Below are 15,714 nucleotides of genomic sequence, written 5' to 3'. Positions count from 1 at the left end.
AGAGGTCATCGTAGCGCTTCGAAAAGCATTGGCAGCGGCAGTGCCTCATTACATGATGCCGCAGACACTGACGTTTATAGATGAGATGCCGCTGACACCCAATGGCAAAGTGGATAGTCATGCACTATTGAGATTGACAAAGTCTAATGAAGACGAAGTCGAGAACACCGCGCAAACTTCAGCACAAATTCTAATTTCAAATATCTGGCGACAAGTGCTCCATTTAGATCACCTAAGTATAAATGACAACTTTTTCGCACTAGGTGGGCACTCGGTGCTTGCAGTTCGAATTCTATCGAAAGTACAAAGTGTCTTTAAATGTAATATCACTTTACGTCAATTTTTTATCGAACCCAATGTATTGGGATTAACTAATTTAATCGAAGATTGCCTAGGTGGCAGCGAGATTGTTAATGACATTGCATGGGTATACGACTTGGTTGCGGACTTACCTTTAGAGGAAGTTATGTTGCTGCTTGAGGAGCAGGATGATGATTTTTAGATGCCTATTCTGAACGAGAACAACTTAAAAATGGAAGCTAAATAGTCATTCACTTTTATATTGAGAGAAAAAATAATGACAATAGAAAGACAGAAATTACTGGAACTAACACTTGCAAAAAAAGGTATCGCATTACCTAAAAAAACAACTATCAAGGTGCGAGAGAACAAGCCTTACTATGCTCAATCTGATGCACAGAAAAGGCTTTGGCTTATAGATCGTTTAGATCCAGGTAACGCAACATATAACATGCCTTTTGCAATCCGGATCAAGAGCAAACTTGATTTTAATGTTCTTGAGGAGAGCATTAATAAGGTGGTAATGCGCCATGAAATCTTACGCACTCACTTCGATGAGGTAGATGGAGAGCCTGTACAAATAATTCAGTCAGAGCTTGACGTTAAAGTTGATTTATTTGATCTGTTGGATTCAGATGCGTCAAGTATTGACTCAGAAATTGAGGCAATTGTTGATAGAGAAGCACAAAAACCGTTTGATTTACGTACTGGACCACTGCTTCGTATTTCTATTATCAATATCAGTGAAGATGACTTTGTTCTCTTTATTGCTATTCATCACATTATTGGTGATGCATGGTCATTCAAAGTACTAATCGATGAGTTGATTTCGATTTACGAGCATGCCTTAGAAGGTTCTGAAGCACCGTTAAAAGAACTAACTATACAATACGCTGACTTTTCAGAGTGGATAAAAGACAGTGTTTCATCCGAGCAACTAGAGGGGCAGATTGAGTTTTGGAAGTCTTACTTAGATAGTGCTCCTAATTCACTGACCTTACCAGTAGATTATCATCGTCATGGCGCACTTACTCAGGCAGGAGCAAGTATTGCTATCAATATCCCTTTGGATGTTGCGGACAATGTTAAAAAGATAGCTAGCGAATATAATGCTTCTGCATTTATGGTGTATTTCACAGCATTTAATGCCTTAATGTCTAGATACAGCGGCAGCACAGATATAGTTGTGGGTACCCCAGTATCCAGTCGGACCAGGGAAGAGTTACAACCACTTATTGGCCTGTTTATCAATACTCTGCCACTAAGAACGGATCTGTCTGGTGACCCCAGCTTTTCCGAATTACTATCAAGAGTAAGAGAATCAAATTTAGCTGCTTTTGCTAACCAGGAGTTGCCATTTGACCGTTTAGTTGATGAAGTTGGTATTGAACGGCGATCTGGTAAAACCCCACTGATTAACACTATGTTCTCTTTTAGTGAAGATTCAGCCAGCGTTGATGAAAGGATTCATTACATTCCAACCGAGGTAAGGACATCTAAGTTCGACCTTAGCATAGACGTAGTACAAAAAGCAGATTCGGTCCAAATTGCGGTTGAATATAGTACCGAGCTATTTGATGCTCCAACAATTCAGCGTTTATTAAATCATTATCAAAGAGTATTAATTGAAGGGATAGCGTCTCCAGATTCACTTGTCTCTCAGTTATCTTTAATGAGCGATGAAGAAGTTCAAGATATCATTTCTGATTGGAGTCAGGGGAAGGTGGTAGAAATCCCTGCCGGAAATGAATTTCAAAGGTTTGAACAGCAAGTTCAAGAAAGACCGGATGCTGTTGCGGTAGTCGATAGCTCTGGATCAAGTAGTTATCAGGCGCTAGCTGATAAGGTTGACAATATCTCGAAGCTGTTGCTGCAGCAAAATGTAACAACAGGAGATGTCATTGCTGTTTGTATGGAGAGCTCTTCAGATCTAATCGCCAGCATGCTTGCTATAACAAAATCTGGTGCAGCTTTCCTATTGATGGATATTAATAGTCCAAAAGAGCGACTGTCATACATTCTTAAAGATGCAAATGCCAAGGTTGTTTTAAGTACACAGCAGTATACGTCTTTATGTTCGGACTTTGCTCACGTGATAGATGTGGCAATAACAGCTAGCACGGATTTGAAGGCTCGACCGCCAGTTTCTTTAGACCCTGAAGCTATTGCATACGTTGTATATACTTCGGGCTCTACAGGAAAACCAAAAGGTGTTGAGATATCTCACAAGGCGTTGAGTAATTTAGTGCACTGGCAACAAGAACAGTTCAAGATCACAGAAAATGACCGAAGTACTCAATTAGCTGGAGTATCGTTTGATGCAGTAATTTTAGAAACTTGGGCTTATTTTACCCAAGGAGCAAGTATTTATATTGCTGATGCTGATATCAAAAGGTCGCCTTCTTTGTTAGTCAAGTGGCTACAAGACAATGAAATCACCATTGCATTTGTACCGACGCCGTTAGTGAGTTCGATATTGGACGCAACGTGGCCATCTGATACGCCTCTAAAGTCAGTATTAACCGGCGGTGATACGCTGCACCATCTGCCAACACCGAAAACACCTTTCAAACTGTATAACTTATATGGCCCGTCGGAAAATACGGTCGTAACGAGCTACAAAGAGCTTAGCCATTATATGAGCAAAGCGATGAAACCACCAATCGGAAAGCCTATAAATAATGTAAGAGCTTTGGTGTTAGACAAACATTTACAGGTTGTTCCCCCCGGTGTTATAGGTGACCTGTATGTTGGCGGTGTTGGCTTAACGGCTCAGTTTAGAAATCAACCGGAACTTTCAAAAACTCAGTTTGAGTCGATATCACTACCAGGGGAAGGCGAAAAAGTTAGGTTATATAAAACAGGAGACAAAGTAAGGTTACTTGATAATGGAGATATAGACTTCATTGGAAGGGTTGATCATCAAGTTAGCCTTAGAGGGTACCGCATAGAATTAGCTGAAGTAGAAGCTGCTCTGTATGAGTATAACGCCATATCAAAAGCGGTGGTGATAACTGATACCTCATCGAATGGTGAAACAAAATTAGTCGCATTTATTGAATTTTTAGCTGGCAATAAAAAAACAGCTCAAGAAGTAAGAGCGTTTTTACAAACTCGTTTACCAGCATTTATGCTCCCGGCTCAATTTGTATTTTTAGATAGTATTCCTCTGACAAATAATGGAAAGATTGATCGTAATGCATTGGTTATTCCAAAAGAAGTCTCGACTGATGCAGAGTTGATACATGCTTCGACACCAACAGAAGAAATTATCGCTTCAATCTGGGGTGACGTTTTAGGTATTACGGAAGTTGGAATTCACGATAACTTCTTTTCATTGGGCGGGCACTCATTACTGGTTACAAAAGTGGTTTCCCGAATTGAAGGTGTGCTAAAGACTGAGTTACCTGTGAAAAGTCTATTTGACGAGCCAACGATAGCAGCTTTGGCTAAAGGGATTGATAACAAGCGTTGGGATGAAAATAAAGCAGCTTCATCACCTATCGTCGTACTACAAGATTCAGAAAGAGAGAAAATAACACCGTCTTTCTCACAACAAAGACTGTTATTTTTAGAGCAACTCGATCCTAATACACCGACCTACAATGTGCCCGGTGCCTATCGCCTTAGTGGTAACCTGGACGTAGCTGCGCTGCAGTATGCGTTTGATCAATTGATACAGCGTCATGAAATTCTTCGTACTACATTCAGTATTGACCAACAGCATAATGTTTTTCAGGTTATTTCTGCGGCAAAACCAGCAATAATCGTGCAGACCAATTTGGACACGATTACTGATGAACAAAAAGAATCGCACCTAAAAACATTCTTAAATGAAGAGTCACAACAGCCTTTTAATCTTATTACAGGCCCCTTATTTAGAATAAATCTAGTGCGGTATTCTCAAACAGAACATGTGTTGCTTTTCAATATTCACCATATCATTACAGACGGTTGGTCAATGGGAATTCTGTTTGATGAATTATCTGAATTTTATCGCGCCTACATTGAGCAGCGCCCCAGCCTGCTAAAAAGCATCAGCGTTCAATATGGTGATTTCTCAGTTTGGCAAATGCAAAGGCTTCGCTTTGGTTTTCTTATACAGCTTCGTCAATACTGGTTACAACAACTCAAAGATGCGCCCAAAGAGATAAACTTGCCGACTGATAGACCAAGAAGGCCGAACCAGAGCTTGGATGGAGACGTAGTTGAGTTTCATATCAATGAAACATGCACTGCGAAACTAAAATCAATTGCGGTTAAAAATAATGCCACTATGTTTATGGTGTTAATGGGTGCTTTCAAAATACTGCTTAGTAAATATAGTGGGCAAAATGATATTGTTGTTGGAACGCCTGTTGCGAACCGAAATCAAGAAGAGCTGGAAAATATCATAGGCTTTTTTGTCAATATGCTACCAATGCGCACAGATTTAGAGGGCGACCCGACGTTTAATGAGTTAGTGGTGCGTGTTAGGGATATGGCGATAGGTGCATATGAGCATCAGGATCTGCCTTTTGCTCAATTAGTCCAGTTAGTTAGTCCAGATCACCGCTGGCATCGCTCACCTATTTTTCAAGTGATGTTTGTTTTACAGAATGCTCCTACCGGGGACATAGAGTTGCCTGGATTACGTTTAAGCACAGTTGCGCTTGAAAACAAAACCTCAAAAGTCGATTTAACTCTTGTTATGCATGAAGATAATGGGGGCCTTAATGCTGCATTTGAATATAACGTAGATTTGTTCGACAGAATTACAATCAAGCGTATGGTGTCACACTTTGAAAATCTGCTGCATAACTTAGTGGAGGATATAGACAAGCCTATCTCTAAAGTGTCACTACTGACGCCAGATGAATATGAGCAGATCATAAATATTTGGGGTAAAGGAGAAGTAGTTCAGCCATCTGCGGAGGATGTTTGTTGTTTATTTGAACAGCAAGCCCTGCAGAGTCCCGACTCAATAGCCTTGGTTGAAGATCATAAGATGATGACTTATCGTCAAGTTGATGAGCGTTCAAACCAACTAGCTAATTACTTCAGTAGCAAAAAAATTGGTTCCGGAGATATCGTCGCGATCGCATTGAACCGCTCTATGGATATGATCGTGAGCTTTATTGCAACTTTAAAGGTAGGGGCTGCGTTCTTACCTTTAGATATTAAGAATCCAAAAGCCCGAATAAAACACATAATAGATAACTCAAATTCTAGTGCGGTGGTAACTAAATCGGAATTTAATGATCTGTTACCTGATGACATATCGCAGGTTATTCACTTAGATATCGCCGAAGAAGAAATAACGACTCATTCTAATATCGCACCGGCCCGTAAAATAGACATGGATAGCTTGGTCTATGTTATTTCGACTTCAGGCTCTACTGGCAATCCTAAAAATGTTTCGGTGCAGCATAAGGCACTGATGAACCTTGTGAATTGGCAAAAAAGAGAGTTTAAAGTTACATCTAAGGACCGAGCTTCTCAAATAGCAGGTGCCTCATTTGATGCGTCTATGCTCGAGATATGGGTTTATCTAATATCTGGAGCAAGCGTATATATTTTGAGTGATGAAGTTACAAAATCTCCGAACGATTTAATTGATGCATTGACACAGAGCGAGATTACGATCGCTCAAATGGCGACACCTCTCACCGAAGCTTGCCTTAATGAAGAATGGCCAGAGACACCTGAACTAAGAGCGGTAATTACAGGTGGCGCAGCACTCACAAAAGCGCCTTCAGCAAGTGCATCATTTAAGCTTTATAATGTATACGGGCCAGCTGAAAATACTGTCGCTACAACTTTCACGGTAGTCCCTTCAATTGAAGAATCTCAAGAAACACCATCCATTGGTTCCCCAATCGATGGCGTCCAAGTCTATGTATTAGATAGTGCTCTGTCTCCGGTGCCGGTAGGTGTTGTTGGTGAGCTTTATATTGGCGGCATGAACCTTTCCCAGGGCTACATAAATGCGCTAGAAGAAACAGAGCAGCGATTTATAGCCAGCCCCTTCAATGATCAAGAAAAGCTCTACCACTCGGGAGACCTCGTCAGATATCGCAAGAATGGCGAGCTCGAGTTTTTGGGCCGTATGGATGATCAAATTAGCATTAGAGGTTTCCGTGTCGAGCTGGGAGAAGTAGCAAAAGCAATTAATAACCGGAATGAGGTTCAGCAAACTTTTATTCAAACACAAGAAGTATCTCAAAATCAGCATATTATTGCTTATGTTGTTTTAAGTGAGTCTGCGGAGTTAACAGAAAGCGAACTATTAGAAGCGCTAAAACAAGTAATTCCTGTTTATATGTTACCAAGTGCGATCGTTTTCATGGATGAGTTACCGAAAAATGTCAATGGCAAGGTGGATAAATCTAAGTTACCACTACCTAGTGCTGAGCGTTTTGATGACGAGGCTTCAATTATTCCAATCAACGATGGATTTGAGCAAGAGCTAGCTGAAATATGGGGAAGACTTCTTAACTACAAAGTAACCTCTATGGGTGATGACTTCTTTAAGCGTGGTGGTCATTCAATCTTAGCTATGACCTTAAAATCTGAAATTCGAATGAAATTTGGCGTTAACGTAAATTTGGTCAGTTTATTTGAAGATGCAACACTGAAAAACTTAGCAACTTCAATTAAAACATCTGAAGATAAAGTTGTTGAAGGTGAGCAGTATTTTGGTGACGTGGAATTGGCCGAAGTTAAAGAGGAAAAAGGGGTCCTTGAAAAGATCCTGGGGATGTTTACTAAACGCAGGAAAGATAAGGGAGATGATGACAGGTTATTACCTAAAGTTGATGAGCTTAATGCAGGAAAGTCGCTCGTAACATTCCAGTCGAAGGGCGGTCTATCGCCTCTATTTTGTATTCACCCAGTTTCTGGTGAAGTAACCGCATATGTTGAGCTCGCACGTCGATTGGGACAGGATAGGCCCATTTATGGACTGCAATTGCCAAGCAATTTAAATGGTGGTGAAAGTCGAACAATTGAACTGCTAGCGGCACATTATGCATTCGCCATAAAGTCATTAAACCAACATCAGCCAGTAAACCTGATGGGTTGGTCTATGGGTGGAGTGATTGCATTTGAGGTTGCTCAGCAGTTAGAAAAAATGGGGGTGAGTGTACAAAGTCTGAACTTAATTGATAGCTACCCATATGATCATGAGATAAAAGATAATGATTTAAACGAGGCTAGTTTATTTGGCAGCTTTGTCCGTGAGGTATCGATATTAAACGAAGGGACTGATGATTTTGCTTGGGAAAGTGAGAACGATACTGTTGATGATAATGAAATAGAAGGGGCGCTTAAGAAATTACAATCGTCCAACACTTTATCAATGGACCTTGATTTAAATGAGTTTAGAAAACGCTGGCTTAACTATAGGGCAAATACTCAAGCTTTGAGTCAATATCATCCAAAACCTTATCAAGGTAAGTTAAGTTTGATAATGGCATCAGAAGAAGTCAATGAGGATGAGTCTAGTCCGTTGAAGCATTGGGCTAAGTTCTCCACGGGAGGCATGACTATCGATGTGGTACCTGCGGATCATTATACGATTTTAAAAGGGGCAAGTTTAAAATTGATTTCTGATAAATTAATTAATTCAATGCCAATTTAAAAAATAAGCTACCAAGTATGTTCTTAATGTGCATACGAGAACTTAGATAAGTATTGATTATATAATTGAAATTAATGCAATAGTGTGGATCTTGCCTTTAGATAGTCGTTAATTATCTTTAGGCGAGTGCTGTTTTTTTGATGATTTTGAAGCGTGATAAAGGTATGGTAAATAAATTGCTTCAATAGGTTACAGATGGAGTGCAAAAATGTTACAAGAAGTAGGATCTTTAAGCGACCTGCCAGAGTTGTTCAGACAGGGAGAAATTCGTTCGGTGCCTGGGAGAGAGTTATTCGATGAATCGGTGTTTGACTGGTCCATGGATTATTTAGCCAAGCACCATAGTAAGGTACCTGTTAATACTGATATCAAGTTAAAGAACGGGGTATTTAATAGCCGGCGTATAGATATGTCTGAGTTTATTTCTCGAACTGATGGTGTTGTGGGAAATGAAAGATATTTAGATCTCGCTGAAAAGTCGACTCTATATGCAAATCTCAACGCAAAAAGGATTTTAAATAAAAATCTCGTTAAGGGCGATGTGGCAAAGTTGCATAGACATCAGCTTAGCTATATGTGGCTTGGTATGTCTCCTGGTACCTTGCATATCGATTTCTTTGATAATTTCTTAGTTCAGTTACATGGTCAAAAAAGAATTATAATATTTAAAACCCAAGTAAATGATGAGATATCGTCTAAGCACTATGTTAATTTGCCACTGAACCATGATATTCCTGCTGAAGAGAATAAAAAAGGGAATCCATGGATTAAACCTGAAAACTATTATGACATCATACTTAACCCCGGTGATGCGGTTATGATACCAAATGCAGCCTATCATTGTGCGACAGGAATAACAGCTGATTCAGTATCTTTGAATACGTTCTTTGTGCCTAAGTTTAGAGGAGGGTGCCATAGTCCGTATGCAAGAAGTGATAGTAAAACTCCACGAATTATTAATAATACAATGATTTCTTTGTCTCAACTTTACTATCGTTTCACAAATCGTTCATTAATGAACTCTAATCATTATGAAATATTTTAATTGATAGATATTTATATCTTTAAAGACACCTCCCGCAATGGGGGGTGTTTTGTGTTAAGTCTTTATTTAGAAGAGTTTTTATGGATATAGTTAGACAAAAGAAAGAGCGGGGGGTGATTAAAAAATATTGGTATATGCCAGTGTTTTTTATTGCGTTTTTGGTTTTCTACTTTATTAGTAACCTCATTTCTGATGATATTTATGTTGCAGATGCTGACAGGGTTGTTTTTAGTGAAGTAAAAAATGGAAGGTTTACTGTTTCCGTCAGAGGAAGCGGTGTGTTAAAACCGAAAGAAATTAATTGGCTAGCTTCAAATGTAGATGGGCGCGTAGAAACTTTATATGTTAAGCCTGGCAATATAGTTAAAAAAGGTGACTTGATTGCCAAACTAGATAATCCAGAACTTGTGCAGAAGTTGAAAGAGACACAGTGGGAACTAGAGGCCATTGAAGCTGACGCAATAGCGAGTGAAATTGCAGGGGAGTCGGCTTTATTAGACTTAGAGGCAGTGGTTCTCAATGCAAAACTCGATTTTGAAAAAAGCAAGGTTCAATATAATAGTCAGATTCAATTGCGAGAGAAGAATTTAGGAGTTGTAGCTGAGGTTGATTTTTTAAAAAATCGTTTAGAAACATTACAATCGGAGAAGCGGTGGAAAATTCAGCAAAAACGATATGAGAAGATGCTGGAAAATAACCAAGCACAACTTCAAGCTCTCAAGGCTCGGTTGAAAAAAATGAAAAAGATAGCTGAGCGTGCCCAAGATCAAGTTGATAATTTGTCCGTCATAGCGACGATGGACAGTGTTGTTCAAAATGTGGCAATTGAAAGTGGTCAAAGAGTCCGTATTGGTGACAATATAGCGAAACTTGCTCAAAAAGAAGAACTAATAGCTGAGCTTCAAATTCCAGAGCTTCAGGTCCGATCCGTCACAATTGGTCAGCTGGTTACTATTGACACAAGAAATTACAAAATGACAGGGGAAGTTGCTAGGGTCGCACCTTCAGTAATAAATGGAAAAGTGCAAATTGACGTGGAGCTAGACTTACCTTTATCACCAGACGCAATACCAGATTTAACAGTTGATGGAATTATTACTGTATCAAATATAGACCAAGCACTATATGTAAAAAAACCAATTTATACTCAAAGCCAAAGTGATGCCTATGTATATAAAGAGTCATCGGATGGTCGGTTTGTCGAGCGTACCCGTGTGAAATTTGGTGTAGGTTCAGTAGGTGAAGTACAAATCATAAGTGGCTTAAATATAGGTGATAGAATAGTAGTTTCAGACCCATCACAATGGGAAATGTATGAGAAGGTACTGATTAATTGAGGAAAGGAATATGACAGAAGCGTCAATTATAGAATTAAAAAAAATACAAAAAATCTTTTTGACTGATGAAGTTGAAACACATGCTTTGAGTGATATTTCTCTCTCAATAAATAAGGGTGACTTCGTGTCTATAACAGGCCCTTCAGGGGGAGGGAAATCTACCTTGCTCTCTTTAATGGGGTTGCTGGACACTTTCAGTGGTGGTGAATATAAAATAGCAGGCTATGATACAAAATCACTCTCAAATTCTGAACGTTCTGCGATCCGGAATAAAGAAATAGGATTTATTTTTCAGTCGTTTAATTTGATTAGTGATTTGAGTGTAGAAGACAATGTTGAATTACCTCTCGATTATCGCCACGATATAAACAAAACTGAACGTGCAGCGTTAGTGAGTGAAGCTCTTAAAAAAGTGGGTATGGAGCATCGCGCGAAGCATTTCCCTTCCCAATTGTCTGGCGGTCAGCAACAAAGGGTAGCGATAGCGAGGGCAATCGCAGGCTCTCCTACTATTATATTAGCGGACGAACCAACAGGTAACCTGGATTCTAAAAATGCATCTGCGATTATGGATTTGCTACTCGAGCTGAATAAAGCCGGTGCCACTATCTGTATGGTAACGCACGATCCAAAGTCAGCAGCTATGACAAAGAGAGTAATTAATATCTTAGACGGTAAATTAGTCAGTGATGAGGTTGTCAAAACACCAGAAAAATCACTTGGCAAGCGGGCTCAATTGATAGAGGAGAGTTGATTATGCCGTCTTGGAAAGAGTTTAAATACGCTATTAGGATGTTGTTTAAAAAGCCGAAATTTACTCTATTAACAATTATGGTAATGGCTTCTGGGTTAGCGATCAGTGTTTATATATTTTCATTTTTACATACCATGGCTTCTAAGCCACTTGCATTTGAAAATGGACATGAGATTGTTGTTTTTGACCGTGCGCTAAACGGAGTATGGAATCAAGGTGGTGACCTTGATATTCAAGATAGCCGTGATATTAGAGAAAATCTTCAGGGTTTCAAAGAGTTTGTTATCTATCAGCAAACTATTGGAAATGTTACTGGAAGAGATGGCGCTAGGCAGTTCAATGTCATTAAAACCGAATCTAATATGTTTAACTTTACAAGGGTAGAGCCCCTTTTAGGTAGGGGGTTTTTGGAGTCGGACGATAAATTAGGATCGGAACCTGTTGCTGTGATTGGCTATGATATGTGGATGTCATATTTTGGTGGCAATGAAAATGTCATTGATCAGATGTTTACAGTTAATAACCAATCAACCCGAATTGTTGGTGTAATGCCTAAAGGGTACTACTTTCCAAGCACAGCTGAAATTTGGTTACCACTAAAGCCTGATTTTTCAAGTCCAAGGGGCAGCAGCACAGGTTATATGCTAGCGCGGATTTTGCCCAATTCAGATAAAGAAAAATCTCAGGCTGCGCTGTCTCTTATTATGAAGCGAAATGCGGAGCTGTATCCTTATACTAACGCGGGTGTGGGCGCTTATTTTACCTCTTTGCCACTGGCTGCACTTGGCCAAGATGCTAACAGCTTTCTAATCGCACTTTATATCGCTGGAACAGGCTTACTTATATTAGCAGCAATAAATGTGAGTAATTTGCTGTTTGTCCGTGCGCTTGAAAGAACAAAGGAAACTGCGATTCGTGTAGCTCTGGGGGCACCTAAAGCTCGGCTAGTTATGCAAATGATGTGGGACAGTATTATCATTTGTTCTGTTGGGGGAGGGCTCGGTTTACTGGCTGTCGCAATTGGCTTGCGTCAAACTGAGGCCGTTACAGCAACATTTAGTGATGATAAGCCACTTTTCTGGTGGAAGATGGGGATTGATGCGTACACCTTAGTTGTTTTCTTCATGTTCGTACTATTCACAGTTGTCGTTACTGGTTTATTGCCCGCTCTTAAATCCACTGGTGGAGATTTTAATAGTGTTTTGAGAGATGGTACCCGAGGCGCATTAAGTCGTAAATCTAGTCGACTTGCGAAAATAATCACTATTAGCCAGATTTTTCTCTCTAGTACATTATTAATTGCCGCGGGTGTAATGGTCATTGGTACATGGTTTGCTACTAATGCAGATTATGGTGCAGATGTGGATGAGTTTTATACAGCGAGGATTCGATTACCAGATGAATCTTATAACAGTGGTGAGAAAAAAACGGCTTTTGTCCACCAATTACAAGAGCGGTTAGAAAACCAAAACGGCATGGGTAAAGTTGCCGTGATGTCTGAAATTCCGGGGATCTATTCCTGGAGACCCACTATGGCTATAGAAGGCCAAATTTATGATACATCAGACAGTTATCCTCGGATTAATTATACTTCTGTTACTGTTGGCTCATTAGATAAAATTGGCGTAAAGCTTGTGGAGGGGCGCTATTTTGATAGTAGTGACATTGGTTATAATAAAAGTACGGCAATAGTTACGGAATCATTCTCTAAGAGGTACTTCAATGGTGAAAGTGCTATTGGTAAAAGGCTAAGGGTTGTTCAGAATGATGGTGATGGGGTTAACTGGATTACAATTTCTGGAGTCGTAAAAAATACCATTCAAGGTGAGCCATTCTCTGAAGTGGCAAATTCTCCAACTGTTTTTAGACCATTTAGCCAACAATCCAGAGAAGGCTTGTTTGTCGCAATGGAGTTGAATTCTCACCCTCAAACACTGGTCCAAAGCTTGAGAAAGGTACTCAATAAAATTGATCCAAATGTAGCTGCTTTCTCAATGAAATCATATCGAGAACGGATAGATCAGAATACCGCGAGTGTGGGTTTTGTTAGTAAAATATTTCTATTGCTGGCTCTGATTGCTCTCTTACTGGCCTTGAGTGGAATATATGGTGTAATGTCTAATTCAATAATACGAAAAACCCAAGAGATTGGAGTTAGGAGGGCGTTAGGAATACCGGATGAGAAAATTATTATGGGTTTCCTCAAATCAAGTATTTCTCAAATGTCGTTCGGCCTGATCCCTGGCGCTATTTTGGGGGGAACGATCGCGTCTATGCTTGGTGCTTTGCTAGGGACCGGGCAAGTTGTTTTGGTTAGTATGATCATTTTTGTAATGCTCCTAATATCGGTTATTGTGGTTGTCGCAACTTTGATACCTATTAAGAAAATGCTTAAAAGTCAGCCAGTAGTATCTTTGAGGTATGAATAGAGCCCTAACTCGGTAGGTATATCCCTTGTTGGGGGCTACTTTATGAGGGATTCGTAATGTTGAATTGCAGTGGGCTGTCAATTCGGACGTTGTGTTATCACCTCAGGCGGCAGCGAGGATGGTAGTCTGCCCCGAGTTCATAAACTGCGTCAATTTGTATTGTGCTATTAATAACAGATTGCTTATCGGGGGCGTGTGCTAGGTCTAGGGCCGCTTCTGAATTCACCTCTTATTAAGCTAAAAAATCCGGCTAAAATAGGCCGGATTTTTTATATTTGTGGTTCTGTACTGGTCAAATCCAGCCGGATACTTTCTATTTATATACTCGATTGGATTCATATCATCCAGCGAGACAGTGCAGTCTGATCTTGTTGTAATATCTGATGTATTTCTCTACACCCGAGCGCATAGAATAACATTTTGAATGCCCAACATTTAGCAATCATTCATTTTTAAACTTCCAAAAAAACGCTCGACAACTGCATTATTAAGGCACGCTTCTTTGCCGCTCATTGAAGCAATAAACCCGAGCTTCGTTAGTAACGTCTGATAACATATACTTGTGTACTGTGAACCTCTATTCCTATGAAATATATCTCCTTTTGGTGGTTTCCTCAGATTGATTGGCATATGTAAAGTTTGTTCTACCAACTAAACGGTCATTCGCTTGCTTAAAGCCCAACCAATAATGCGACGAAAATGTAAACCCATAACAAGAGCCAAGTATATTCAACCCTGAGCCGTGCGCAAATAAGTCAAGTTATTCGAGCATGCACCATTCGGTGCTGTTGAATTAAGCTGCCTGCCGAAACATTATCTACAATTTGAATGTTATGTTTGCTATGAGTCGTCACTTTGCAGGCTTGCCTTTGCCTTACGACAAGCCCTAACTTTTTCGTCAAACGGGGTACTTTAAAACGCCCAATTTTGGAGCCTTCCTTAAGAAGCTGTTTCATCATTTGACGGGATCCCAGGCTTTGCTTGCTCTCTTTGAATAGCGCCTTTATACGGCGAAAAGGCGAAGCATTTCTGCATCTATTACTTGTGCTAGCCGCTTACACCAATCGTAGTAAGCACCGGATCTGACTCCCATAACCCGGCAAAGTATAAGCGTGGGATACCCGCCAGATTGAATCTGAAGATATTCGTTTAAATCTTGGCTCTTAGACCCTTCAGCTCCATGGCAACGCTGTGTCATAGGCACCTGAATTGGTAACAATGAACTTATTGTCAAAGTTTTTGGCAATTAAAATTCAAACTCAAATTCAAGGTGTGGTCAGAATTGCCTTGGTGGTATCTGTCACGGCCACAAGTTGTGGCTGTACGGTGCGGAATAAGCCTCGATTGAGCCAAGTGCGATTACTATCATCTCGCTTGTTCAGACTAGCTCATCGCACTCACCCAGGCTCTGTCGCAAATCTCTTCTCCTAATGATTTTGTCTGTTATTTTGGATGGCGACTAATAACAAATATAAAAGGAAGGGAAATGAACAAATCTATTCTGAGTTTGAGTCTGGCGTCGATTCTGGGCGCATTGAGCATGCCTGCCCTGGCATCGGATCATGCCAGTTTGCTAAAACAGGTTGAACCTAAAGTGATTGAGTGGCGTCGGGATATTCACCAGAACCCGGAGCTGGGTAACCGGGAGGTGCGAACCGCAGCTAAGGTGGCTAAGCATCTTAAATCACTGGGTATGGAAGTGGAAACCGGGATTGCTTATACCGGTGTGGTAGGCATATTGAAAGGCGCGAAGCCAGGGCCCACAGTCATGTTGCGTGCCGATATGGATGCACTGCCGGTGACTGAGAAGAACGACCTGGCGTTTAAATCGACTAAGACGACCAATTACCGTGGGGTGGATGTTGGCATTATGCATGCCTGCGGGCATTGTAGTGGTCAACTAATCCCGGACAGTAAATAAAGTTTTTCTTCCGCAACTGCTGGCGCAAGCATTTCGTTGTTACTATGCGGCCTTTGCCAGTTGTAGTAGCTCATTAAATAGTAACTTATATCTCTTTCAGCTTCTTTGAAGGAATCATAGCCTGTTGACGGAACCCACTCTGTTTTTAAACTCCTAAATAGCCTTTCCATTGGGGCGTTGTCCCAACAATTCCCCCTGCGACTCATGCTTTGAGTCATACGATAGCGCCATAATTTTTGCCTGAACTTTGTGGCGACATACTGACAGCCCTGATCAGAATGGAACAACACGCCCGATGGCCGACCTC

The 15,714-nt window shown here is 40.4% G+C and carries 8 protein-coding genes and 1 pseudogene; 7 read left to right on the top strand and 2 right to left on the bottom strand.

Annotated features, from left to right (window positions below):
- The 6 genes from IY568_RS23935 to IY568_RS23910 all read left to right on the top strand — a co-directional run.
- A partial coding sequence (locus IY568_RS23935) for a phosphopantetheine-binding protein (protein WP_228553554.1) occupies nucleotides 1-502 on the top strand: 502 nt, incomplete at its 5' end.
- A 75-nt stretch (nucleotides 503-577) separates the two neighbouring features.
- Nucleotides 578-7,921 carry an amino acid adenylation domain-containing protein gene (locus IY568_RS23930; RefSeq protein ID WP_194868911.1) on the top strand — a complete coding sequence of 2,448 codons (7,344 nt, stop codon included), beginning with the start codon at nucleotides 578-580 and terminating at the stop codon, nucleotides 7,919-7,921.
- A 208-nt stretch (nucleotides 7,922-8,129) separates the two neighbouring features.
- Nucleotides 8,130-8,966 carry a cupin-like domain-containing protein gene (locus tag IY568_RS23925; RefSeq protein ID WP_125560649.1) on the top strand — a complete coding sequence of 279 codons (837 nt, stop codon included), beginning with the start codon at nucleotides 8,130-8,132 and terminating at the stop codon, nucleotides 8,964-8,966.
- Nucleotides 8,967-9,046: 80 nt separating this feature from the next.
- Entirely contained in the window at nucleotides 9,047-10,303 is a 1,257-nt protein-coding gene (locus tag IY568_RS23920; RefSeq protein ID WP_194868910.1) for an efflux RND transporter periplasmic adaptor subunit, read from the top strand.
- A gap of 10 nt (nucleotides 10,304-10,313) precedes the next feature.
- Nucleotides 10,314-11,057, top strand: coding sequence for an ABC transporter ATP-binding protein (locus IY568_RS23915; RefSeq protein WP_194868909.1), 744 nt, complete (start codon nucleotides 10,314-10,316; stop codon nucleotides 11,055-11,057).
- 2 nt (nucleotides 11,058-11,059) lie between these two features.
- Nucleotides 11,060-13,486 (top strand): ABC transporter permease, encoded by a 2,427-nt coding sequence (locus IY568_RS23910; RefSeq protein WP_194868908.1) that lies wholly within the window; start codon nucleotides 11,060-11,062, stop codon nucleotides 13,484-13,486.
- Nucleotides 13,487-14,241: 755 nt separating this feature from the next.
- Here IY568_RS23910 and IY568_RS25470 read toward each other — a convergent pair.
- Nucleotides 14,242-14,493 (bottom strand): IS3 family transposase, encoded by a 252-nt coding sequence (locus IY568_RS25470; RefSeq protein ID WP_194868912.1) that lies wholly within the window; start codon nucleotides 14,491-14,493, stop codon nucleotides 14,242-14,244.
- Nucleotides 14,494-15,026: 533 nt separating this feature from the next.
- Between IY568_RS25470 and IY568_RS23900 the strand changes: the two are divergent.
- A pseudogene (locus tag IY568_RS23900) lies at nucleotides 15,027-15,374 on the top strand (amidohydrolase); the annotation flags it as partial.
- 8 nt (nucleotides 15,375-15,382) lie between these two features.
- Here IY568_RS23900 and IY568_RS23895 read toward each other — a convergent pair.
- A partial coding sequence (locus IY568_RS23895; RefSeq protein ID WP_194868481.1) for an integrase core domain-containing protein occupies nucleotides 15,383-15,714 on the bottom strand: 332 nt, incomplete at its 5' end.

The organism is Pseudoalteromonas sp. PPB1 (genome assembly GCF_015356275.1).
Lineage (GTDB): Bacteria > Pseudomonadota > Gammaproteobacteria > Enterobacterales > Alteromonadaceae > Pseudoalteromonas > Pseudoalteromonas rubra_D.
The sequence above is the reverse complement of the archived record's forward strand: the minus strand, read 5'-3'. Positions and strand labels throughout refer to the sequence as shown.

What these genes read in the sequence shown, in the direction of transcription:
- IY568_RS23930 (WP_194868911.1), top strand. Translation starts at nt 578, where the DNA reads ATGACAATAGAAAGACAGAAATTACTGGAACTAACACTTGCAAAAAAA.
- IY568_RS23925 (WP_125560649.1), top strand. Translation starts at nt 8,130, where the DNA reads ATGTTACAAGAAGTAGGATCTTTAAGCGACCTGCCAGAGTTGTTCAGA.
- IY568_RS23920 (WP_194868910.1), top strand. Translation starts at nt 9,047, where the DNA reads ATGGATATAGTTAGACAAAAGAAAGAGCGGGGGGTGATTAAAAAATAT.
- IY568_RS23915 (WP_194868909.1), top strand. Translation starts at nt 10,314, where the DNA reads ATGACAGAAGCGTCAATTATAGAATTAAAAAAAATACAAAAAATCTTT.
- IY568_RS23910 (WP_194868908.1), top strand. Translation starts at nt 11,060, where the DNA reads ATGCCGTCTTGGAAAGAGTTTAAATACGCTATTAGGATGTTGTTTAAA.